Origin of the sequence: Maribacter forsetii DSM 18668 (assembly GCF_000744105.1) — a bacterium.
Lineage (GTDB): Bacteria > Bacteroidota > Bacteroidia > Flavobacteriales > Flavobacteriaceae > Maribacter > Maribacter forsetii.
The window spans coordinates 2,190,887-2,215,249 of record NZ_JQLH01000001.1 but is presented as its reverse complement, the minus strand read 5'-3'; the positions used below and the strand labels follow the sequence as shown (position 1 = coordinate 2,215,249).

The following is a 24,363-nucleotide window of genomic DNA, read 5'->3' as shown; positions in this document are numbered from 1 at the left end:
TTAATAGAACTGAAAATTGAGCATTTATTCTTATTTTCGTTAGACAACAGAACCTTATCAAACCATGAAAAAATTACTACAACTAACAATTTGTTTGGCAACTACGTTTGCCATTGGTCAGTCTAGGGAATTACCCATAGATACCGTAATTACCACACAGCATACAGCCACCATTAATGGATCAACTTTTTCGTACACAGCACAAACCGGTACGCAACCTGTATGGGATGAAAACGCAAAACCCATTGCCTCTTTACATTACACCTATTATACCAGAAATAATATTAAAGATTCAGCTGCAAGACCATTATTAATATCGTTTAATGGCGGACCGGGATCTGGTTCTGTTTGGATGCATTTAGCATACACAGGACCTAAGGTTTTAAAAATTGATGATGAAGGCTACCCTGTACAACCTTATGGCGTGAGCGCAAATCCGTATTCGGTTTTAGATGTTGCAGATATAGTATATGTGAATCCTGTAAATACGGGGTACAGCCGTACCATACCCGCAAGCGGTAAAGAGGTGGACAGGGATAAGTTCTTCGGTATTAATGCGGACATAAAGTATTTAGCCGAATGGCTAAACACCTTTGTTACTAGAAATAACAAATGGCGTTCCCCAAAATACATTATTGGAGAGAGCTATGGCGGAACGCGTGTTATGGGACTTTCTTTAGCATTACAAAATCAGCAATGGATGTATTTAAATGGTGTTATAATGGTTTCCCCGGCCGACTATAAGGTTATTCGTAATTCAGGTCCTGTAGCTGAAGCAATCAATTTACCCTATTTTACCGCTGCAGCTTGGCATCATAAGGCTTTACCTCCAGCACTACAAAGTAAAGATTTACTGGAAATTCTACCGGAATCAGAAGCATATACCATAGATAAATTAATACCTGGATTAGCTAAAGGCGGTTTCTTAGACACTACGGAAAAAGATGCTATTGCAGATAAAATGGCTTATTATTCAGGATTAGATAAAAAAGACATTTTAGATCAAAATCTTGTGGTACCAACCTCTTTCTTCTGGAAAAATTTATTAAAAGAAAAAGGTGGTTACACTGTAGGACGATTAGATTCTAGATATTTAGGGATCGATAAGCAACTTGCAGGTATGAAACCTGATTACAATTCTGAATTGACTTCTTGGTTACATAGTTTTACACCAGCAATAAACTATTACCTACAAGAGGAACTGAACTTTAAAACCGATGTGAAATACAACCTTTTTGGCCCTGTTCACCCCTGGAACAATGAAAACGATAATACTAGGGATAATCTAAGGCAAGCGATGGCACAAAATCCATATTTGAACGTTATGATCCAATCGGGCTATTATGATGGTGCCACAACGTATTTCAATGCCAAATATACCATGTGGCAAGTAGACCCAAGCGGTCGTATGAAAGACAGATTTAGCTTTAAAGGATACCGATCAGGGCATATGATGTATTTGAGAAGAGAAGATTTAAAAAACGCAAATGATGATATTCGCGAATTTATTAAGCGCACTATCGCTACAGATAGAAGCGCTAAATATTAAAAGTATTAGAAAATTATTTTTCTAGAACAGTAGTAGACATTCCCAATACAAGCAATGAATTTATTTTCGTTGTTTCTATTGGGAATTTCTTTTGAAATCCAGTATCGGCAGACTTAATTGCATTTCTAAACAATTGCTCTCTTTTACGTTGCTTTCTCTTTTTAAAAATATCAATAGTGACCCCAACGGTAACACCTCCTAGAACGGTAGCTAGAAGATCTTCATTACTCCATCCGCCATATTGGTTTTGATCAATACCTTCCTTTGCCAAACCTATAAGCAAACTACCGCCAACGGCACCAACAAACGTCCAAGTTCTATCCCCGTCAGAAATTTCATTTGCAATGCCAGCACCAACTAATCCGTATAAATTCCCGCCTAAAAAGTGCAGCACCTTATCTTGCTTGATCTGACTATAAGTACCATTAATGGAAAACAATAAAAAAAGAATAGCAAGTATTTTTTTCATACCGTGCAAATATAAAAATTCTACAAGATGAACAATGTTATAATAGTGGTACAAATAAAGGCTTCTATTCTTTATGCGTAATATTTATATTACCTTAGAAAATTAAATAGCTTATGGATTTAAAGAATTTTATTAAAAGCCTGTCGATAGTACATTTATTACTATTGGGCGTATTAGCCGTTATCACTATTTGGGTGATTTATAAAGTCAATTCATTCAACTCTAATACTACAATTGAGGGTATGTTGCTTTATGTAGTACCACTTTTTGCCATGGTCGGTTATTTTGGAAGTCAGTGGATTTTTAAAAAAATGGTTTCCAGTATTCAAATAGAAAGCGATTTAGAGGATAAATTAAGAAAATATAAGTCTGCCTTACAACTTAAATATACTCTTATAGAAATTCCTGCATTTATTGGTCTTTTTGCATATAACAATTCTGGTAATGCACTACCATTGGTCATATCAATCTGTTTAATAGCTTACTTAGCAGTACAGCGACCTAATAAAGGTAATATCATAAAAAGTGTTCCGCTTACAAGTGATGAACAAGCAAAAATTGAAAAAGCATAAACAAATAAAATGAAAAAAATAAATGTATTAATTATAACATGTATGCTATCATTATTAGGGTTAACTACAATTCATGCACAAGATTGGGCAGATTTAAACCATTTTAAAGAAGCCAATTCAACTGTTCCAGAATTACAGGACAATGAAAATCGTATCGTATTTATGGGTAACTCCATTACCATAGGGTGGTTAAATAACAGGCCAGATTTTTTTGAAGGCAAACCATATATTAACAGAGGTATTAGCGGGCAAACAACTCCTCAAATGCTTATCCGTTTTAGACAAGATGTTATTAATCTGAATCCGAAAGTGGTGACCATACTAGCGGGCACCAATGATATAGCCGGTAATACGGGTCCGTCAACCTTAGAGATGATTATGGATAATATAAAAGGGATGGCAGAACTTGCCCATGCTAACGGCATAAAAGTTATTTTGTCCTCTACCCTACCAGCTTATGATTACCTGTGGAAACCAGGTGTAGAACCATCAGGAAAAATAATTGCTTTAAACAAAATGATAAAAGAATATGCCAAAACTAATGGTCATATTTATTTAGATTATTTCTCGGCAATGGTAGATGAAAGAAATGGTCTGCCAAAAAAATACGCTGAAGATGAAGTACACCCAACAGTTGAAGGCTATAAGGTTATGGAGCCCTTAGTGGAAGCTGCTATTGCAGAAGCTTTGAAAAAATAAGATATACCAAAGTATTTGAATGTATATCCTAGCTATTCATACTAGCTAAGATTTGATTATTTTTGAAAAAATTTGATTACTATAAAATGAAAAAAACACTATTCCTATTGGTCGCTACGGCCATTTCATGTAACTCTTCTCAAAAAACCGTTAAAGATGTCGCTACGGAAGCGTCAACGGCAGCATCAGAAATTACGTTTGCAGAATCTATTACAGAAGCAGAATTAAAAGACCATCTGTACATTTACGCGTCAGATGAGTTTGAAGGTAGAGAAACCGGACAACCAGGTCAGAAAAAAGCAATTGAGTACATAAAAGCTGAATATGAGAAATTAGGTATTCCTGCTGCTAAAACAGATGGGAACTATTTTCAAGAAGTACCACTAGAAATCAGTAAACTTCCTGAAGGAAAACTTAGCGTCAACGGAACAGATTTTCCAATTGGTGAGCATGTTTTGACTTTTACCGCTGCAAATACCATTGCAGATGAAATAGTGTATGTTGGTTATGGCATTGAAGATGAAACCTACTCTAGTTACAATGATACAGATGTTAGTGGAAAAATCGTTTTATTAAAATCTCGCGAGCCTAAAAATGCAGATGGGAATTTTACCATCTCTGGAACCACTGAAGCTTCGATATGGAGTAACATGTCAGAATCAATCACAAAGAGAATACAGATCGCAGTTGACAAGGGTGCTATTGGAGTATTATATTATGATACTGATAATTTTAGCAGATTTAAACGCAGATTTGAATCTATGAAACAAAACAACAGTGGCAGAATGGAAGTCGTTGATAATAACGCACCTGAATTCTATAGTTTGTTTATTGATCAGGAGCTTGCTAAAAGTTTGCTTTCAAATATAGAAACTGATAGTGAAACTAAAGTACTTTCTAAAAAGCTTGATTTAAATTTTGAAAGTTCTAATGATAAAATAGGATCTGAAAATGTAGCAGCGATGATTAAAGGTTCAGAAAAACCAGATGAGTATTTGGTAATTTCATCTCACCTAGATCATATTGGTATTACCGGTGACGGAGAAATCAATAATGGTGCAGATGATGATGGATCTGGTACCGTTGCTCTTTTAGAAATTGCAGAAGCTTTTAAGAAAGCCGCGGATAAAGGCGTGGGACCAAAAAGATCAATTCTATTCTTACATGTTACAGGTGAGGAAAAAGGATTATTAGGTTCGCAATATTATTCGGATGTAGACCCAATTGTTCCGCTTGCAAATACCGTTGCCAATTTAAATATTGATATGATCGGTAGAATTGATCCTAAGCGTGAAGGAGACCGTAATTACATCTATTTAATAGGCTCTGATAAGTTAAGTTTAGAGTTACATAACCTATCTGAAGAAGTGAATAAAAAGTTCATGAATATAGAACTTGATTATACGTATAACGATGAAAATGACCCTAATCGTTTTTACTATAGAAGTGACCATTATAACTTTGCTAAAAACAATATTCCGATTATATTTTACTTTAACGGTACACATGCAGATTACCACAAGCCAAGTGACACACCAGATAAAATAAATTATGATTTACTAGAAAATAGAAGCAGGTTGGTTTTTTACACCGCTTGGGAAATTGCCAATAGAGCGCAAAAACTAAAAGTAGATTAAGACCAACGTAATTAAAATTTGAAAGGCCTAGTAGAAATTACTAGGCCTTTTTTATGCTTTTTAAGTTGATAATCAATACTATAAAACAAAAAAGTCTTGGAAATAAATCCAAGACTTTTTATCTGCTTTAGGGTGGAAGACCGGGTTCGAACCGGCGACCCTCGGTACCACAAACCGATGCTCTAACCAGCTGAGCTACAACCACCATTTGTAAGCGAGTGCAAAGATAATTTTTTTAAACAGTTCTAGCAAATAATAAATTAAATTTTGAAAAAATATTTACTTTTAAGAAACGTTCTATTAATTTATTTTTAACTTTAAGTTCTAAATATCACAACCTACTTGTTTCACACCTTCTATTTAATGCATTCTATATCAAATTATAAGCATATTTTTTTACTCTTCGCTTTAATTTGTATTAACAATTTTACTGCCGTAGCCCAGAAGGACAGTATTAATTATTATCATGAAAAAATTTCGAAATTAGTTAATACTCTTGATTTTTCTGAAAACTCACCTAATTTTATTGACAACATAAACCAGCTTTCTTATTATCAAAGACTAATTGAGCAAGACTCCTCTCTAATAAATGCAGAACGAGCACTTGAATTGAGTAAGAAAAACAATTACACACATGGTGAGCTTGAAGCATTGGCAAATCTTGCCACGATATACCTCTATACTGGACAAACAAACAAGTCAATTGATTTCAGTTTAGAGACCATAAAAAATCCTGATTTAAAAAAGTACCCAAAAACAGAAATGAAGATATATAATATTCTTGGACAAGGATATTATTTTAAAAATGACTACCCTTCCACGTATACTCAATTCTTACATACGCTTGCTATAGCAGAAAAAACAAACGATCAATTTCATTTATTTCGAATGAACATGAATTTAGGCACAATTTTCAGTCGCCTAAATGATAATGAGGAGGCTTTGAAATATTATGCTGTTGCATTTAAATACGTTAAAAATTTAAAAGACCCTACTAAAGAAGCTATGATGCTAAGTAATATGGCATTTTTAAATATTGAGTTAGGAAATTTAGACCAAGCAAAGATTGAATTAGACGAAACATTCGCACTGTTTGAAAAAAATAAGCAGAAGACATGGTTAGCATGGACCTACTCTACATTAGGGTTATATTATTTAAAATTAAATGATTTTAATAATGCTTTAGTAAATTATCAGATATCCTTAGATATGCATGATGAATTTAATGATGTAAAAGCAAAGGCTGAAGTAAAATATGGTCTCGGAAAATCTTATTTAGGTTTAAATAATTTAGTAAAAGCCAAGGCGAGTATAGGTGAAAGCATACCTCTTTTTATATCTTCTGATTATGAAAAAGGTCTAGAAGGAGCATATAGAACGCTATATGAAATTAACAAAAGACAAGGTAACATAGCCGAATCTTTAAAATATCTTGAATTAACCGAAAAACTTTCTAACGACATTTTTAAGAAAAATAATAGACGAAATTTAACTATGCTTAACGCAAAATTAAATTTTGAAAAAGAAAAGGAAGATTTAAAAGCACAAAATGAATTGGCCTTAAATGAGCAACGTAAATATGTTAAATGGTCACTAATAGGTCTATTTACTTTAATGGTTATTGTATTTCTAATTTTGAGAGCTAATAAAAGAGAAAAAATTCTAAACAAAAAACTGGCAAATCAAACAGAGATATTAAACGAAAATCAAATTAAGCTTACTCAAATAAATGCAAATCAAGATAGGTTGTTTTCTGTTGTTGGACATGATTTAAGAGGCCCCATAATCTCATTAAACGAAATATTAACCCTTTACTTAGAAGACCAAGAGGGTAAAGATTACTTTGAAAAATTTGCACCACAACTGAAAGAAGATATTGAGCAAGTACAATTTACAATGGACAATCTTTTACATTGGGGAAAAACACAAATGCAAGGTAGCACTGTGAATATCAAAAGTATTTCTGTAAAAAACGAACTAGATATTATATTACAGTTATATCGTAATGAAATTAACAAAAAATCAATAGTTATAAATAATCAAGTTGCGGCAAATGACAAGGTTTTTGCAGACTTACAGCAATTCAATATTATATTCAGAAATCTAATTAACAATGCCATTAAATTCACTCCAAATAAAGGTATGATATCTATTTCAACTGAGATTAAAAATAAATACTTAGTCATTCAAGTGTCAGATACCGGTGTTGGCATGACAGAAGCAGATGTTTCAAAACTATTTAGTAATACAGAAAGTTTCAGCAATTACGGTACCAATTTAGAGAAAGGAACTGGTTTAGGATTAAGACTCGTAAGAGCTATGGTAATAAATAATAACGGAAATATTATGGTTAAAAGCCAACCAAACAAAGGAAGTCAATTCATCATTGAATTACCTGTTGACATCGTATAAAAGTAGCATACTATCTTTACTTAATTTTTTTTTAAAGATTTAGAAACATGTCATTATTATTAGATTAATAATTACTCTTAAAATAGCCAAATCATCGACGAACTACATATTTAGAACGTTAAAACACACAATAAAGCGCATTTCACAACATTTATTACATATACCTATTCTTCTAGGTTAATTTTAGAATCGCATAATTGAGCGATGTCTATGAATACTAGATTTTTAAAACAACATAAACCAGATAACCTTATGAGAGGTTGCGTGCTTCTATGCTTGTTTTTTAGTTTCTATATAATTTCTGCAAAAGCTCAAGATTCTAATAGGGACACTTTAATAAGTGAGATTGAACAAATTAAAAAGTCTGAGAATTTTAGCAACAAAGACACTCTTTACATAAATAACTTATTAGCCTTAGCCAAAGAATACCGTTATCACAATTTAGATAGTTTATGGATTTTAGGCAAAAAGAGTCTTGACCTAAGTAAAAAAGCAAAATTCATAAATGGAGAGATCAATTCTTACCATGCTTTAGGTGGGTATTATTCTGATAAGGGAAAAATAGACCAAGCAATTGAATATTTTACAAAAGCATATAACCTTGCCAACAGCCATGAAAGCCATTTCTTAAAAGCTAGAACTTTAAACGATTTAGCTAAGGAATATGGTTATAAAGGCGAATATTCAAATGCCCTTAAATGGTATTTAGCAACTATTGAAATTGCAGAACAACATGATTTTAAGAATATTATATCAATAGTAAACGACAATATTGCTCATCTCTATCTTGAACAAAAAGATTATGAGCAAGCAATGGTTTTTTTACAAAAATCTAAAAGTATTCATGAAGAGATAGGTAATCCGGTATTTTTAGCTGAAACCCTCAGTAATATAGCTTCTACATATGCAGACATGAACGAGTTAGACTATGCCATGTATAATATTAATATAAGTATTGCCACATTTGAAAAGGAAAGAATTCTAGAATGGCTTGCTTATTGTTATGAAATAAAAGGTAAAATCTATCTTAAAAAAAACAAAAATACCTGGGCTCTTTATTGGTATAAACAAAGTGAATTATTGCATCAAGAAATTGAAGATGATCGTGGTAAAATAGATTTGTTAAACGGAATGACCGAGGCTTACTTAAATCTTGAAAACGACAGCATCGCTGAAGTATATGCCACAGATGCATTTGATCTGTCTAAAAAAATAGGCTTAAGATCAGGTATTAAAAATAGTACCCACAAACTATCTAAAATTTTTAAAAATAAAAAAGACTTTGAAAAGTCTTTATGGTATCATGAGATTTACCAAGCAACTTATGAATCACTTTCTGCAACCAATAATGAAAAAGCATTAAACATGCTTAAAACTAGAGTTGCATACGATCAACAAAAACAACAGTTGATTCTAGATAATGAGAAAGCTCTGGCAGAGCAAAAAATATACATTTATGTTTTTATTGTAATCTTATTCATTTTTGCCATTATTACATTCCTAATCCATAGAAATGAACAAGAACAGAAAAAACTAAACTTGGAGCTTAGAAATAAAAAAACCGATTTAGAAGAAAAACAAGCTTATTTAAACGAATTAAATCAAACCAAGAACAAACTTTTCTCCATTATCGGGCATGATTTAAGAGGACCCATAGGAGCATTTCAAGGTCTTTTAAAACTATTCAAAGAAGGAGAAATGACCAAGGATGAATTCTTGAATTTTGTTCCTAAACTAAAAGTTGATATCGATACTATATCATTTACCCTCAACAACTTACTCTCATGGGGGCAAACGCAAATGAATGGATCTATTACTAAGCATTCGGTTACTAATTTAGATTGTATAGTTGAAGAAAACATTGCATTATTATCAGAAATTGCCGAAGCAAAGTCAATTTCGCTTGTTAATAGAATTGAGCCTAATTGCCAAATTTGGTCAGATCCAAACCAAATAGATATTATCATACGAAATCTTTTAAGTAATGCTCTAAAATTCACCCCAAATAACGGTCAAATCGTTATTGGTGCCATTCAAAAAATTAAAACTTGCGAGATATACGTGAAGGATAATGGCATGGGCATGACTGAAGATATTATTAGCAAATTATTTGAAAAAGATTCTAACCATACCACCTACGGCACCAATAATGAAAAAGGTACTGGACTAGGGCTGTCTTTATGTAAAGAAATGGTAGAGAAAAACAATGGTAAAATATGGGTGCATAGCGCTTTAGGTAAAGGCTCTAGCTTTTACTTTACCATACCAAGGTTGCAAAAACAATACAAAGAATCTGCTTAAATTAAATGGTCTAGTGAATCTACCGCAACCATTCTTTCAACCGTAAAACCTTCGGCATATTCCACACCTACCAATCTACCCAGATCTTTAGCTCTGTAATGTACACTTTCTATAAAAGTCTTGCTGCTAATAGGAGTTTCAGGCTCGTTACTACTAGGGTCATGAAATTGAGAAGTATATGCTAGAATAGATGCTGTTTTAGCTTCTATATAGTCACTGATATCAACAACAAAATCAGGAGTAATATTTTTCCACTGTATATAATGATAAACGAGTTTAGGCCTCCACTCTTGTTGGTTCTCCTCGCCTATTTTAGTTTCAATACGTCTTAAACCACTTAAAAAACACGCATCACTGACCAATTTACTTCCTTTACCGTGGTCTATATGGCGATCGTCAATAGCGTTACATAAAACCGTATTTGGTCTGTATTTACGGATCATTTTAATAATTTCTATTTGATGTGACTCATCATTAATAAAGAAACCATCTCTAAACCTTAAATTTTCTCGAACCGCTACACCTAAGAGTTTTCCTGCAGCAGCTGATTCCCTGTCACGTATTTCTGCTGAACCTCTTGTACCCAACTCTCCACGGGTTAAATCTACGATACCTACTTTTTTACCTAAGGCTATCTCTTTGGCAATAGTACCACCTGCCCCTAGTTCTGCATCGTCAGGATGCGCTCCAAATACTAAAATATCCAACTTCATGTTCTATTTTCTATGTAATGTAGATTATAATTTATTGAATCGATTTCAAAGCCTGTTGAATATCATCCTTTAGGTCTGCTATTTCTTCAATTCCTAACGAAAAACGAATTAATCCGTCTGCTATACCTTGCTCTGTCCTAACTTCTGCACTCATTAAAGCATGTGATGTTTGTGTAGGCGAAAGAACAGTGCTCTCTACACCTGCCAAGCTCATTGATGGTTTTATCAATTTCAAGGCTTTCTGAAATTGAGAGGAATTTAAATTGGAATTCAATTCAAAAGATAACATTCCTCCAAAACCTCTCATTTGTTTTTTGGCTACATCATGGTCAGGGTGCGATGGTAAGCCAGGGTAATACACTTTTTCTATGTCAGCTAAATCATTAAGAAAGTGAGCCATTGCCAAAGCATTCTCATTTTGCGCCCTAACACGAATTCCCATGGTTTTCATACTTCTCTCTAATAACCAGACAGTATAATCACTTAAACTACCACCAAAATTTTTAGCTAGATGAAATATACGCTCCATATTTTCAGTAGTCGAAGCAACAGCACCAGCACAAATATCAGAATGACCACCCATATATTTCGTTGCACTATGTATAACTACATCAATACCAAAATCTATAGGGTTTTGATTGACAGGGCTAGCGAATGTATTATCTATTAAAGTTATAATACCGTGCTTTTTTGCTATGGTAGCAACAGCTTCTAAATCTGTAATTGTAAGTAAAGGGTTAGATGGCGTCTCTATATAAATAACCTTTGTATTCTCTTTAATTTGAGCCTCAAAAGCATCTGCCTGCCAACCTTCGGTAAATGAATACTCAATTCCGTATTTAGAAAACTCTTCATTCACTAAATTATATGTTCCACCATACAGGGTCTGTTGTAAAACTACGTGGTCACCCGCATTTAAGAATGCTAATAAAGCCGTACTTACAGCTGCCATTCCACTACCGAAAATAAGAGCCGATTCTGCGTGCTCTAAAGCCGCTACTTTTTTACAAAGTCCTTCTTGGTTAGGCGTATTAAAATATCTTGGGTAACGCTTTACATCAACATCTTCATAAGCATAAGATGTACTCATATATAAAGGAGATACTGCTCCTTTGTGTTGTTTATCCTCTAATTCACCCACGTGGGTACATATGGTGTTCAAGCCTTTTTTATTCGAATTCATGTGCAATTAATTATAGAAAATAAAGGTAAGGAATTAGAATGTAAATGAATCTTATTCTACTTTACAGATACTCTAATTCAGTAATTTCTATTAATGTCTTTCAATTAGTATGAACCTTTCAAAAAACATCAATCACATGAATACTTCAATAAAAGAATGCATGTATTAAGAAATATGGAATACTTCATAAATTTTACCAATGAACGTAGAAACTTTTCATTTATAGTTGATAGATTTATAATACAAACTATCCAGGACTTAAACTAACTGACATTCTAAACATGAAAAAAGTATTTTATACAGCACTTCTTATAATATTCATAATTGCATGTAAAAATCAAAAAACCGTTGCTAAAGGTTATCAAGGCCAGGGTAAAAGCGCTGTTGTATCTACATTATCTAAACCTGTTCAAAAACAATGGAAAGGCATATGGACGTTTGACAATGAAACTACATTTTTTAGCAATGACTTTGAAAGCGGACGATTGAACGGAATAACAGCTGACGGAAACAATCATTATACAGCCTTAATAACCGCTGAAAATACTCCGGTAAACGTAAGTCCGTGGTATGCGTTTAAAGTTTGGTCAAAAACGCCAAAAACCATCACCGTTAAAATGACTTACCAAGACTCTAGAAGTAGGTATTACCCTAAAATAAGTACTGATGGTGAGAATTTTACTCCGTTAGATAGTACAAATTTCAGAGGTATAAATAAAGGAACGGGTGATTTCGGTATTAAGGCAGTACCAGAGATTGTAGAAATAAAAATAGATATTAGCGAAAAGCCTACTTTCATAACAGCGCAAGAACTATACGGCTCTACAAGAGTAAAAAGTTGGATAGATTCTTTAGCTACGAAACCTTTTATCTCTACTTATGAAATTGGAAAAAGTAGAGAGCAAAGGGCCATGAACTTGATGGAAGTTAGCGACGGAGAACACAAAAAAGCTGTTATGGTCATTTCTAGGCAACACCCTCCAGAAGTTACCGGATTTCTAGCAATGAAATCATTTATTGAAACTTTAAGCGGAGACTCACCAAAAGCTCAAAAATTTAGAGAAAACTATGATTTATTTGTTGTGCCATTAATGAACCCTGATGGTGTAGATAACGGTCATTGGCGCCATAATACAGGCGGAATAGATTTAAACAGAGATTGGCAAGATTTCAATCAACCAGAAACAAGAAGTGTTAGGGACTTTTTAGTAAAAAAAGAATCTGAAGGTTATAAATTTGTCTTCGGTGCGGATTTTCACTCTACATGGGACGATATCTACTACCCTATCGATTCTACAATTACGGGTAAAAAAGGCAAAATTGTTTTTGACTGGATCAATAACATCACTAATAGATTACCTCAGAAACATACAAATGTAAAGCCTTCTACAACTATTAAACCTACTATGGTATCACGTAATTACTTTTACGTAAATCACAATATGCCTGCCATTGTCTTTGAGTTGGGTGATAATACTCCAAGAGACTTTTTAAAAGAAAAAGGTAAAGTAGCAGCTGAAGAACTTATGGATTTACTTGATAGTCAAAACTAAATTTTCACAAACTACTAGAAATAAAATAGCCTCATGGAATTTCCATGAGGCTTTCTTATTACATATCTTTTTTACTTACTATAATTAACTTTATATCTCCAATAACTGATTCCGCCTAAAACTAGCACTCCCGCAACTAAATAGTATATAAATGTTGGCGTAATCACCTGTGCTCCACTTGCGTAACTATGAAGACCCACTAGGTAAAAGTTAACTCCAAAATAGGTCATCATAATACTACCAAAGGCAACAACGCTCATAAAGTTAAATGTCCATTTACCTCTTAAGCCTGGCACTAGTCGTGTGTGAATTACAAAAGCATATATCATAATAGAAACCAATGCCCAAGTTTCTTTTGGATCCCAGCCCCAATAACGACCCCAACTTTCATTTGCCCACTGCCCTCCTAAAAAGTTACCAATAGTAAGCATCACAAGCCCAGTAGTCAACGCCAATTCATTGATTATGGTCAATTCTTTAATATTAATTGCCATTCGCTTTTTATTCTTTTCAGTAGTCAGCACCATTAATATCAATGAAACAAGACCTAATATCATACCAACTGTCAAAGGACCGTAACTACCTACGATAACGGCAACGTGTATCATTAACCAATAACTATCTAAAACCGGAACTAAGTTACCTATTGATGGGTCAACCCAACTTTGGTGGGCAATCCATAACAACATTGATGTTACGAATGCAGAGGCAGCAAATGTCATATCACTTTTACGGCCAAGGGCCCAACCAATACCCATAGTAGCCCAAGCAACATATAAAATACTTTCATAGGCATCACTCCAAGGGGCATGACCGGAGATATACCAACGTAAGACCAAACCGGCAGTATGCCATATAAAAAGTAACATTATTGTTCCTTTGAAGAAGTAAATAGCTACACGCCAAATAGATCTATCCTTAAAAATTTGAAATACTAATACAAAGAACATCAGCAAGCCTACAAGCGCATAAAACCGATATAACCTATTGAATATGTTCAACTTATTATATATAACTTCAATATCAATTTTTCCCTGTGAAGGCAGTACTTCGCTGCCATGGTTAAGCTGATTTTGTTGAAAGGCTGCCAACAATTTATCAGCAGAACTATAGTCACCACTTTGCTGAGCCTTACCAAGGGTCATTAAATAATACGGCATGGCATTCTTAACAAAATTGGAGTATAGTGAATCTCTAATTTCATATTGTCCTCCCCTATACTCAACAGCCGATATCCATTTATTGTTTTCATCGTCCAAAAGAGGAAAAATCTTTACGATATCTTGTCCTAAGGCCTGATTCAGTAGACCTAATCTCATATTTGCATCTTTATAATCCTGCTGAAATTTATTTGGATTATTGGTGGCCGTTGCTTCTCTTAAAAAAGGCTCTAATTTATATAGCCCTTTTTTATCGAAGAAATCAGTAGCTTTTACATATTCTTGACCAGACGGAATACCTATAATTTTTCTAATACTATCATTCTGAGATTTCTTATCCAAAGCAATGAATTCAGTATTATACCAAACCGCAGGGTTCATCATCATTGATAACAATATCTGGTCAGATGTGTATCCTAAATAAGAATCTTTTAAACTTAGCTTACGAAGTAATTCTGATGAAAACGTATTGATCGGCTTCATACGCCCACCTTCATCTTGTATGACCAATTTACCAAACTTATCTGCATGTTCTTTAGCCACCATACTGGCTTCTAACAAAGAATCTATTTGCATTTTACTTGGTGCTTGTTGGTGTTCTTCTTCTGGTGAGTGTTGCTCTTGTGCAAAAGAAGAGAATGAAAATGCCATTAAAACGGCAATAACCCCAAACATTTTTTTCTTCTTGACCTTTAATGTATCCAAAGAATCCGCTAAATCTTTAAAACGTGTTTTTCCAAAAAACATAATACCCATTAATCCGATATATAAAAGAAAGTAACCTATATACGTAATCCAAGTACCCCAAAAATCATGATTAACAGATAGTGTTGTACCTTTTTCATCAGGATCAAAACCTGATTGAAAAAAACGATATCCTTGGTGATCCAAAACATGGTTCATAAAAATATCATAGTCAAAAGGTCTTTCATCTTCGATCGTAACTCTACTCATAAATGAAGCATACCCTTTGTCTGTACCAGGATACTTTTCTGCGATAAAATCGTTCAACTTTATTCCAAAAGGCAACTCATGCACTTTTGAACCATATCTAATTGAAAAATTGAGTCCGCCAACATTCACTTTCTCACTAAAATCTGACGGACCTTTGCTACCAAGTAGCTTAACTTGTTTTGTTTCACCGTTAGCGGCAACATCAAAGACGATGGCATCTTGATCCACTTTGGTTTTCTCTGCAGAAGGAATTTCAACAATACCATAAGAACCCTGTGTAACGGAATCAGGAATTACGAATTGCATACCGGCAGTATTATATAATGAACGTAACTGCAATGGCTGCAGACTGTCTTTCACTAACAGCCCTTGAAATTGGTCTGCCATACGCATAAAGTTTCCTTCAAAAGGAGCATAAATTTGATATACAGAATCGATCGTCATTATATTAATGGCTCCATCTGTTTTATTGTTCAATGCAAAAAGTACATTATGTATACTCGTAACTTTTCCGTCTTCCAAAAAATGGTCATGACGCTCACCATCACCGGCCTCCACAATTTTTAGAAACTTTGTTCCATTTTCATCTGGCAACAAACCTTGCTTGGCTCCTTTTATAAAATCAACATAAGAAATTTCAAAATCTTGACCATTGAAGTCCGCACTCCAAGGTAAGTTAGACTTTATAGCTTCTGGAGTAACAATTAAATCATCCTCTAAAATTTTCCTTCTCGCTTCACCTTCTATTTCTCCATCTACGTAAACCGTCAAAAATGTTTTATCTGAATAGAAAACATTCTCTGTTCTACCTTCACGTATAGGCATCATTCCTTCAAAACTAATGTAACGGGTTACAAAGGCACCAATAATAATCAATACCCAAGATAAATGCAGTACTAAAACTGGCCATTTCTCTAACCTTAACAATCGGTATCTAGAGATATTACCTAGAAAGTTAATTACAAAGAATACCATGATCACTTCAAACCACCAAGCATTATAAATCCAGATTCGTGCTGTCTCTGTACTGTACCAACTTTCAATGAAGGTACCAAATGCCATTGCAGTGGCAAAAACAACAAATAGGATAGACATTAAACGAGTAGAGAAGAATATTTTTTTGAGCATTTCCGTCATGGAAGATAGGAGTTGATTTTCAAGATGCAAAAATAAGGCCTTTTCACCATTTACGAATGCCTTTTATCTCTTTTAAACTTCATTGAAACTGTTAATTTTAATACAAAAAGACTTCTATAAACTTTGTACTTTTGCAGTATGATATCAGTAGTTATAGTAGGTTCTGGTAATGTAGCACAGAATCTGTTTCATGCATTTCAAAATTCTGCAGATGTTACCGTAAAGCAGATAATAGGTAGAAATAGAGAACACTTGGCATTTGTACAGGACAATGCACTTATTAGTACTGAATTTACTAGTGATATAAGCGCAGATGTTTACATACTAGCAATTTCTGACGATGCTATAAATAGCGTAGGCGAAAGTTTAAAAAATGCAAAAGGTATTTTGGTCCATACTTCTGGCGCAACGCCGCTTGACGCGATAAAATATGCTAAGCGACCAGGTGTTTTTTATCCCTTACAGACATTTACAAAAGGGAAAATCATATCATTTCATGATGTCCCTATTTGCATAGAAGCGACTAACAATAAAGATCTTGAAACATTAACAATACTAGGAAAACAACTTAGTAAAAATGTAGTTGAAATAGATTCTGTGCAGCGAAAAACACTACATGTGGCTGCGGTATTCGCGAATAATTTCACCAATTACATGTATACCATGGGCTCTGAAATTTGTACAGAACATGACTTAGATTTCTCATTGTTAAAACCACTTATTGCAGAGACGGCTGCAAAATTAAACACATTAACACCCATGCAGGCACAAACTGGACCTGCAAAACGAGGCGATCAAAAAACATTACATAATCATTTACAAATCATAACAGACAAACACCAAAGGGAACTTTACACCCTTTTAAGCAACGCAATAAAAGAAAAACATGGAAAAAAGTTATAAAGAGTATTTAAAAGATATTACCACATTTATTTTTGATGTAGATGGCGTTTTTACAGATGGAAGTCTTTTAGTTACGAGCGAAGGAGAGTTGTTACGTAAAATGAACGTTAAGGATGGTTATGCCTTAAAAGTTGCGCTAAAGAAAGGTTACAATGTATGTATTATTACAGGAGGAACAAACGAAGGTGTTCGTATAAGACTAAAAGGACTAGGGGTTACCGATATTTACATGGGTGCACATTACAAAATGGATGCTTTAGAGGAATATATGGATCTTTATCATATAGAACCTGAAAACATATTATATATGGGTGATGACATACCAGACATTCCACCAATGCAAACGGTTGCTTTAGCTACTTGTCCGCAGAATGCTGTTGCAGAAGTTAAAAGTGTAAGTCAATACATTTCGCATAAAAATGGCGGTCATGGCTGTGTACGTGATGTCATTGAACAGGTTTTAAAAGTACGAGGAGATTGGACCAGCCATTTTAGTGCTGCAAACGATTAATATATGTTGAAGAATAAACTTAAAGAACATCACTTAATCTTAGCATCTGGCTCACCAAGAAGACATCAGTTTTTTAAGGAAATGGAGCTTGATTTTGAAATGAGAATCAGATCTGTAGATGAAGTCTATCCAACTGAATTAAAAGGAGCTGAAATATCTGATTACTTAGCTAAATTAAAAGCAGAAGTATTTTTACCCGAATTACAATCAAAAGATATTCTAATAACCTCAGATACGGTTGTTTGGCATAATAATGAATCATTGGCCAAAGCAGAAGATAGCACAGAAGCTGAAGAAATGCTAAAAAAACTATCTGGAGATTGGCATCAGGTCATTTCTTCTGTATGTTTTACCACAATTGAACGACAGATAGTTCAACATTCAATAACGGAAGTCAAGTTCAAGAATTTATCGGAAGATGAAATTCAACATTATATAAAGGAATATCAACCTTACGATAAAGCAGGTGCATATGGTATTCAAGAATGGATAGGACTTATAGGTATTGAAAAAATTAAAGGATCATACACAAATGTAGTTGGTTTACCAACACAACTAGTTTATGAAACCTTATCACTTTTTATAACATAGCATAATTTAAATGATAACAGGTATGAAACTATTAAAACTAAACAAGGCAGTTTACAGTCTTTTCGGATTGGCAATTCTATTTACTAGTTGTAAAGAAAAACCCAAAACCAATAGCGATACATTAGCTATGTTATCTACAGAAATAAAAAAGGAAGCTCCTAAAAAAGAGCTTTCGCAAGAGTTTAAAGATTATTGGTATAACGGTACGGCAGAAATCACTTCCTACAATTTAGAACAAGCCAGATATGGCGAGATGAGAGAAGGCAGTGCTGTATTAATTTTTGTGACCGAACCATTTTTACCAGATGCTCAAGTAAAGGCAGATAACAGTAATAAAAGCAACATTCCTGTTTTAAAATTGAATACCACCAAAAATTACATTACGGGTATTTACCCCTACTCTATAATGACCAGTAGCTTCTACCCTGTTCATGATAATCAACATGCGCTTAAAGTATCTTTTTCTGCACAAGAATGGTGTGGTCACGTTTACGCACAGTTAAACAATAAAGCTGATTTTGAAATAATGAGTCATTCTTATTTTGAATCTGAAGGTGACCAAGATTACCAAATAGAGAAAGCTATTCTTGAAAATGAAGTTTGGAACAAAATCAGGGTAAACCCTGAAAATTTGCCTATAGGTGAAATTAAAATGATTCCTTCTTTGGAGTTTATCAGAACAACTCATGAAGAATTCAAGACTTACAAGGCAATAACTTCGCTGACAGAAGTTGATGGTATGAACACATATGAAATCAGCTATCCTGAGTTAGAACGTACTTTAAAAATCAATTTTAAAAACAAGTTTCCGTACTTAATAGAAAGCTGGACAGACACCTTTCATGATGGGTTTGGTGACAATAAAAAAGCTTTAACCTCTAAAGGAACAAGAATTAACAGGATTACAACACCCTATTGGCAACAGAAATCGAATAAGGATTTATCTTTGCGCGATAGTTTAGGGTTATAGTGTATGAAAGAGTTTATTGCTGAACATCATAATGAGCTAATATATAGTCTTATTGTTCTTTTGGTTATTCTGGTTTTAAAATTTTTATTTACCACCGCCGTAAAAAAGGTAAGTAAAATCAGTGAGTTCAATCCTGTTCGTACTAACCTCATTATCAAATTCATAAACATAGCATTAACTATCATTTCGGTCGTTGCACTAACCTTTGTTTGGAGTGTAGATTACCAAGATTTAGGAGTTATGCTATCCTCCGTGTTTGCCGTTATTGGTGTTGCGCTTTTTGCACAATGGTCAATTTTGAGCAACATTACAGCTGGTGTTATTCTTTTCTTCTCATTTCCTTTTAAAATAGGAAACACCATTCGAATTTTAGACAAGGAACTACTTGACCCTAATAATTCAGATTTAGATCAATTTGTAATTGAGGATATTAGAGCCTTTCACTTACACTTAAGAAGGAGCAATGGAGAAATTCTAACCTATCCAAATAATTTGGTTCTTCAAAAAGGAGTCATTTTAATATCTACCTATCAACAAGGTGAATTTATTAGTGTTGAAGAACAAGAAGAACAAACCACATGATTTTGTTAAAGAAGTTGTAAAAACAAGTACGCGTAGGACCTAATCTTATTATATTTGGAATTACTACCAAAACCAACTTAATATGCGATATCTATTAGGGTTTCTAGCCTGTAGTCTTTTTGCACTCAGCACCCTCAATGCCCAAACCCCAAAGATTAGTTCGTCCACAGACATTTACCACTCCATTGAAAAGCTTAATTTTCTAGGTACTGCACTTTATATAGCCGCACACCCAGATGATGAAAATACGCGTCTAATTGCCTATTTAGCTAATAATGTTAAAGCAAGAACCGGTTATTTATCCCTTACAAGAGGTGACGGTGGGCAAAATTTAATTGGTCCGGAATTACGCGAACTTTTAGGTGTATTGCGTACGCAAGAATTACTTGCCGCAAGAAGGGTTGACGGGGGAGAACAATTTTTTAGTCGCGCCAATGACTTCGGCTATTCCAAACAACCAGATGAAACCCTAGAAATTTGGGACAAAGAAGCCATTCTTGGTGATGTGGTTAGAACTATCCGCAAGTTTAAGCCAGATGTGATTATCAATAGGTTTGACCATAGAACTCCCGGCACTACCCATGGTCATCATACTTCATCGGCAATGTTAAGCTTTGAAGCTTTTGATTTAGCAAATGATTCTAATGCCTACCCAGAACAATTGTCATCAACAAACACTTGGCAACCAAAACGATTATTTTTTAATACATCGTGGTGGTTTTATGGTAGCCAAGAAAAATTTAAAGCGGCGGATAAAACCAATCTTTTACATATGGATGTAGGCACCTACTACCCTATGCTAGGAAAATCTAACAACGAAATTGCCTCATTAGCCAGTAGCCAACATCTATGTCAAGGTTTTGGTAGACTAAGTTCAAGAGGTAGTGAAGATGAATATATAGAATTATTAAAGGGTGATTTACCACAAGACAAATCCAATCTTTTTGATGGCATAGATACAACCTGGTCTAGAATTGATGGTGGAAAGGCAATTGGCGATATCCTTTATGATGTACAAGAAAATTTTAATTTTAAAAATCCTTCGGTTCATATTCCTAAATTATTAGAAGCCTATAAATTATTGCAAAATGTTTCCGATGAACATTGGAAACATTTAAAAACAGTAGAATTAACTACAATTATTTCAGCTATTTCAGGATTACATTTAGAAGCATTTACCAAAATCTCATCTACAAATCCTGGTCAGAATGTCGATGTTCAAATCCAAGCATTGAACAGAAGTCATATCAATATTGAATTAAAATCGGTATTTATCAATAATAAGAATACAAATATTGAGCTGAGTACTTTGAACAATAACAAATTGTTTGAAAAGAAAATTAATTTAAATATTCCGGCTTCAACTGATTTTACCAGTCCGTATTGGTTGATGGAAAAAGGAACTTTAGGCACCTATACTGTTAAAAACAAAGCTTTAATAGGAAAACCGGAAACACCAAGAGTTTTTAATGCTACTTTTAATTTGAACATAAACGGTGTTTTAATTCCTATTACAAGACCTGTAATATATAAATATGCAAAACCCGATAAAGGAGAAATTTATCAACCTTTTGAAGTGGTACCTGAAGCTACCGCAAGCTTTACCGATAAGGTTTTAATATTTGCCGACGCATCACCAAAAAGAATTCCTGTAACAATTAAGGCACATAAAGACAGTATTTCCGGTACAGTTGAATTAAAATACGGCACAGGATGGCAAGTTGATAAAAAACTGCAACCATTCTCAATCAACAAAAAAGGAGATGAACAAACCGTTTATTTTACGTTGAGTCCGCCAGCTACAGAGAACGAAAGTAGCATCTCCCCTATTATTAAATTGGACGGCAAAGAGATTACCAAAGAGCTAGTAACTATTGCTTATGACCATGTACCTACTCAAACAATACTACTACCATCCGAAACAAAAGTAGTTAGATTAAACATTCAGAAAGCAGGAGAAAACATAGGTTATATTATGGGTGCTGGTGATGAAGTACCTACTAGTTTAGAGCAAATAGGATACAATGTTCAACTAATAGATCCTACAACGATTACTAAAGAATCCCTAAAAAAATATGATGCTGTAGTTTTAGGAATTAGAGCCTACAATGTAGTAGATGAGCTTAAATTTAAACAACGTTTTATTTTAGATTATGCCAAGAATGGCGGTACGGTAATTGTACAATATAATACCGCAAGTAGATGGGGAGCTCAATTTGAAAATATTGCACCTTATGAACTAGAAATCTCCAGAGATCGTGTTACCAATGAAAATTCTGATGTAAAGATTATTGCAAAAGATAATTCACTGGTACATTTTCCAAACGAAATCAACGAGAGTGATTTTAATGGCTGGGTTCAAGAGAGAGGGTTATACTTTCCTAATAAATGGAGTAAAGAATTTACGCCTATTTTAGAAATGCATGATAAAGGGGAAGAATCCCTAAAAGGTAGCTTATTAATTGCCCCATATGGAAAGGGAAACTATATTTATACTGGACTGAGCTTTTTTAGAGAATTACCAGTTGGTGTTCCAGGTGCATATAAACTTTTCTCAAATATGTTATCCGTTGGAAAAGACAAAGTAGAAACGAAAGCCAAAATCAAAGGATGAGTAACGAACGAGATGAAAATAAAACTTGGAAAAAAGAGTATAGCATCGTATTGGTGCTTAATCTCATATATGTTCTAATTTTCTATTACGTAATGACTTCATTCAATTAATATGGAAGGATTAGATTGGATTATTCTTGCCGGCACACTTCTTTTCATCGTAGTATACGGAGTTTGGAAAACAAAAGGAAGCAAAAATGTCAATGATTATGTTCGTGGTGGCAATGATTCTAAATGGTGGACTATTGGTCTATCGGTTATGGCAACTCAAGCCAGTGCAATAACATTTTTATCCACGCCCGGTCAAGCATTTCATGACGGTATGGGCTTTGTTCAGTTCTATTTTGGGCTTCCGTTGGCCATGATTATCATTTGTATGGTATTTGTTCCGCTTTACCATAAAATGAAGGTATACACGGCCTATGAATTTTTAGAAGGTAGATTTGACCTTAAAACCCGTTCGTTAGCTGCGGTTCTATTTTTGATTCAAAGAGGATTAGCAGCAGGGATTACTATTTTTGCCCCTTCGATCATTTTATCCGCGGTATTAGGATGGGATTTACGCACGCTAAATATCATACTGGGAACGTTAGTAATCATCTATACCGTATCTGGTGGAACCAAAGCCGTTAGTGTTACCCAAAAACAGCAGATGTTCATCATCATGACCGGTATGTTCATAACCTTCTTTTTTATACTCGGTTATTTACCATCAGATATCACCTTTAGCAAAGCCATGAAAATTGCTGGTGCCAGTAACAAATTAGAAATATTAAATTTTGATTTGGATACGTCTAGCAGATATACTTTCTGGAGTGGTATTACGGGCGGACTTTTTCTTTTCTTGGCTTACTTTGGTACAGATCAAAGTCAGGTACAACGGTATTTATCCGGTAAATCCGTAAGAGAAAGTCAGTTAGGTCTAATTTTTAATGCCATTCTAAAAATACCCATGCAGTTTTTCATTCTTCTGGTAGGTGTAATGGTATTCGTGTTTTATCAATACAATCCTTCTCCGTTAAACTTTAATCCGTCTGCAACACAAGCCGTAATGGAATCTAGTTATGCCGAAGATTACAAATTACTGCAAGAAGGGCAAATTGCATTGGAAGCCGAAAAAAGAATTGCGCAAAATAAATTCTCTGCAGCTTTAGAGATAAAGGAATACACCGCTGTAGAAGAAGCTAAAAAACAGATTATTCGTATAAATCAGAAAGATAGTACCAATCGTATCGCTGCCAAGTCCTTAATAAAACAGGCAAATGATGTAGTTGAAACCAATGATAAAGATTATGTCTTTATTCACTTTATACTTAACAATTTACCAACAGGATTAGTTGGTTTGTTATTAGCGGTAATTTTATCGGCAGCAATGTCATCAACAGCATCTGAACTTAATGCATTGGGCACGATAACCGCCTTAGATTTATATAAAAGAAATAGAAAATCAGACAACTTATCTGAAGAACACTATGTAAAGGCTTCAAAGTTCTTTACCTTAATTTGGGGTATCATCGCTATATTAATTGCATGTGTAGCAAACCTATTTGATAATTTGATTCAGCTTGTAAATATTATTGGTAGTATTTTTTACGGTAATGTTTTAGGTATTTTCTTAATTGCCTTCTTCTTTAAATTTATAAAAGGAAATGCGGTGTTCTTTGCTGCGGTAGTTACACAGATTATCATATGCATTATCTATTATTATCTTATTCATATTTATCCTTCAGGTCAAGAAAAATTAGGCTACTTATGGCTTAACTTTTTTGGGGCAGCCTTGGTTATTACAATATCCTTTATATTTGAAGCCTTTGACCGCATGCTAAAAAAGCCATTGGCAACCAACTAAGAATA

General features: G+C 34.1%; 18 protein-coding genes and 1 tRNA gene. 14 read left to right on the top strand and 5 right to left on the bottom strand.

Annotation, left to right across the window (positions count from 1 at the left end):
- The first annotated feature begins 64 nt into the window (after positions 1 to 64).
- Positions 65 to 1,549: a S10 family peptidase gene (locus P177_RS09220; protein ID WP_036154133.1), complete on the top strand. Its 1,485-nt coding sequence runs from the start codon at positions 65 to 67 to the stop codon at positions 1,547 to 1,549.
- A 13-nt stretch (positions 1,550 to 1,562) separates the two neighbouring features.
- On the opposite strand, the gene P177_RS09215 is transcribed toward P177_RS09220, so the two are convergent.
- On the bottom strand, positions 1,563 to 2,018 hold the full coding sequence (locus P177_RS09215; protein ID WP_209435183.1) for a hypothetical protein: 456 nt from the start codon (positions 2,016 to 2,018) through the stop codon (positions 1,563 to 1,565).
- A gap of 113 nt (positions 2,019 to 2,131) precedes the next feature.
- Between P177_RS09215 and P177_RS09210 the strand changes: the two genes are divergently transcribed.
- From P177_RS09210 to P177_RS09200, 3 genes are all read left to right on the top strand, one after another.
- Positions 2,132 to 2,590 carry a hypothetical protein gene (locus P177_RS09210; protein WP_036154132.1) on the top strand — a complete coding sequence of 153 codons (459 nt, stop codon included), beginning with the start codon at positions 2,132 to 2,134 and terminating at the stop codon, positions 2,588 to 2,590.
- A gap of 9 nt (positions 2,591 to 2,599) precedes the next feature.
- Positions 2,600 to 3,289: an SGNH/GDSL hydrolase family protein gene (locus tag P177_RS09205; protein WP_036154130.1), complete on the top strand. Its 690-nt coding sequence runs from the start codon at positions 2,600 to 2,602 to the stop codon at positions 3,287 to 3,289.
- 86 nt (positions 3,290 to 3,375) lie between these two features.
- Complete coding sequence (locus tag P177_RS09200; protein ID WP_036154128.1) at positions 3,376 to 4,926, top strand: M28 family peptidase; 1,551 nt, start codon at positions 3,376 to 3,378, stop codon at positions 4,924 to 4,926.
- Positions 4,927 to 5,056: 130 nt separating this feature from the next.
- On the opposite strand, the gene P177_RS09195 is transcribed toward P177_RS09200, so the two are convergent.
- Positions 5,057 to 5,132 (bottom strand) — tRNA-His (locus P177_RS09195).
- 157 nt (positions 5,133 to 5,289) lie between these two features.
- Here P177_RS09195 and P177_RS09190 point away from each other — a divergent pair.
- A complete protein-coding gene (locus P177_RS09190; RefSeq protein ID WP_036154126.1) occupies positions 5,290 to 7,338 on the top strand; it encodes a tetratricopeptide repeat-containing sensor histidine kinase in 2,049 nt (682 codons plus the stop codon).
- Between the two features lie 210 nt (positions 7,339 to 7,548).
- The gene (locus P177_RS09185) at positions 7,549 to 9,639 is read left to right on the top strand and encodes a tetratricopeptide repeat-containing sensor histidine kinase (RefSeq protein WP_245233019.1); all 2,091 of its coding nucleotides are present in this window, start codon (positions 7,549 to 7,551) and stop codon (positions 9,637 to 9,639) included.
- Here the strand turns inward: P177_RS09185 and bshB1 are convergent.
- Positions 9,636 to 10,352, bottom strand: coding sequence for a bacillithiol biosynthesis deacetylase BshB1 (gene bshB1, locus P177_RS09180; protein WP_036154123.1), 717 nt, complete (start codon positions 10,350 to 10,352; stop codon positions 9,636 to 9,638). The genes P177_RS09185 and bshB1 overlap by 4 nt on opposite strands.
- A 31-nt stretch (positions 10,353 to 10,383) precedes the next feature.
- Positions 10,384 to 11,535 (bottom strand): trans-sulfuration enzyme family protein, encoded by a 1,152-nt coding sequence (locus P177_RS09175; RefSeq protein ID WP_036154122.1) that lies wholly within the window; start codon positions 11,533 to 11,535, stop codon positions 10,384 to 10,386.
- Positions 11,536 to 11,816: 281 nt separating this feature from the next.
- Between P177_RS09175 and P177_RS09170 the strand changes: the two genes are divergently transcribed.
- Positions 11,817 to 13,088: a M14 family metallopeptidase gene (locus P177_RS09170; protein ID WP_036154120.1), complete on the top strand. Its 1,272-nt coding sequence runs from the start codon at positions 11,817 to 11,819 to the stop codon at positions 13,086 to 13,088.
- Positions 13,089 to 13,159: 71 nt separating this feature from the next.
- Here the strand turns inward: P177_RS09170 and ccsA are convergent, their stop codons facing one another.
- A complete protein-coding gene (gene ccsA / locus P177_RS09165; RefSeq protein WP_036154118.1) occupies positions 13,160 to 16,339 on the bottom strand; it encodes a cytochrome c biogenesis protein in 3,180 nt (1,059 codons plus the stop codon).
- Positions 16,340 to 16,477: 138 nt separating this feature from the next.
- On the opposite strand from ccsA, the gene P177_RS09160 reads away from it, so the two are divergent.
- The 7 genes from P177_RS09160 to P177_RS09130 all read left to right on the top strand — a co-directional run bounded on the left by P177_RS09160 (position 16,478) and on the right by P177_RS09130 (position 24,358).
- Positions 16,478 to 17,242 carry a Rossmann-like and DUF2520 domain-containing protein gene (locus P177_RS09160; protein ID WP_036154116.1) on the top strand — a complete coding sequence of 255 codons (765 nt, stop codon included), beginning with the start codon at positions 16,478 to 16,480 and terminating at the stop codon, positions 17,240 to 17,242.
- On the top strand, positions 17,226 to 17,753 hold the full coding sequence (locus P177_RS09155) for a KdsC family phosphatase (RefSeq protein ID WP_036154114.1): 528 nt from the start codon (positions 17,226 to 17,228) through the stop codon (positions 17,751 to 17,753). Before P177_RS09160 ends, P177_RS09155 begins: the two co-directional genes overlap by 17 nt.
- A 3-nt stretch (positions 17,754 to 17,756) precedes the next feature.
- Entirely contained in the window at positions 17,757 to 18,344 is a 588-nt protein-coding gene (locus P177_RS09150; RefSeq protein WP_036154113.1) for a Maf family nucleotide pyrophosphatase, read from the top strand.
- A 22-nt stretch (positions 18,345 to 18,366) separates the two neighbouring features.
- Positions 18,367 to 19,314: a hypothetical protein gene (locus P177_RS09145; protein ID WP_036158122.1), complete on the top strand. Its 948-nt coding sequence runs from the start codon at positions 18,367 to 18,369 to the stop codon at positions 19,312 to 19,314.
- Positions 19,315 to 19,317: 3 nt separating this feature from the next.
- Positions 19,318 to 19,896, top strand: a complete 579-nt coding sequence (locus P177_RS09140; RefSeq protein WP_036154110.1) for a mechanosensitive ion channel domain-containing protein — start codon at positions 19,318 to 19,320, stop codon at positions 19,894 to 19,896.
- An 82-nt stretch (positions 19,897 to 19,978) separates the two neighbouring features.
- Positions 19,979 to 22,510, top strand: coding sequence for a PIG-L family deacetylase (locus P177_RS09135; protein WP_036154108.1), 2,532 nt, complete (start codon positions 19,979 to 19,981; stop codon positions 22,508 to 22,510).
- A 111-nt stretch (positions 22,511 to 22,621) separates the two neighbouring features.
- Positions 22,622 to 24,358, top strand: coding sequence for a sodium:solute symporter (locus P177_RS09130; RefSeq protein WP_036154106.1), 1,737 nt, complete (start codon positions 22,622 to 22,624; stop codon positions 24,356 to 24,358).
- Positions 24,359 to 24,363 lie beyond the last annotated feature (5 nt).